The 685-nt window shown below is 75.0% G+C and carries 1 protein-coding gene; it reads right to left on the bottom strand.

Annotation, left to right across the window (positions count from 1 at the left end):
- Positions 1–685 (bottom strand): biosynthetic peptidoglycan transglycosylase (locus tag GJ693_RS16470; RefSeq protein WP_197042322.1); only part of this gene is annotated, 685 nt, incomplete at both ends.

Consider the following 685-nt stretch of genomic DNA (forward strand, 5'->3'; position numbering starts at 1 on the left):
CATCGGCGACAACGCGCTGGCGCGGTCCAAGCAGGCGCGCCGTTGCCAGTTCGATCGCGGCGCAATCCACATCCGGCGCCGCCCGGCAGGCGCGCCTGAGCACCGCTTCGGCCGGTGCCGACGGGCGCCGGGCCAGGGCGACCAGCACGGCATTCTCGGCGGGCGCCAGCGACGCCGCCGGCCGCCCGGCAAGCAGGCGCGCGGCGGCATCGACGCCGACCACGTCGCCCCGCAGCGGCAGCAGGTTGAGCCAGGCCTCGAGGATCTGGCGCTTGCTCCAGTGCGCCTCAAGTGCGCGGGCGCTGCGCATCTGGGCCAGTTTTTGCCGCAGGCCACGTTGGCCGGCACGGCCCAGGCCGGGATCGATCAGCGCGGCCAGCTGCATTGAGATGGTCGAGGCGCCGCGCCCATCGCGCGCGGCTCCGGCGACCGCCCGCCAGTCGATACCGTGATGCTGCCAGAAGCGCTTGTCCTCGGCCGCCACCAGCCGGCGCACGAGATCGGGGCTGATGGCGTCGAGCGGCAGCCAGTCGAGCCGGCGCGTTTCAGGATCGGTGCGGCGGCGCGCCAATTCGCGGCCCTGCCGGTCGAGCAGCACGGCCTCGCTGCCCGGCTGCGCGGCCAGGCTGGCAAAGGCCGGAACCGGCGCCGGCTGGGTGCGCCAGACCAGCAGCCCCAGCAGCGC

The organism is Sandarakinorhabdus oryzae (assembly GCF_009733735.1).
GTDB classification, from domain to species: Bacteria; Pseudomonadota; Alphaproteobacteria; order Sphingomonadales; family Sphingomonadaceae; genus Sandarakinorhabdus; species Sandarakinorhabdus oryzae.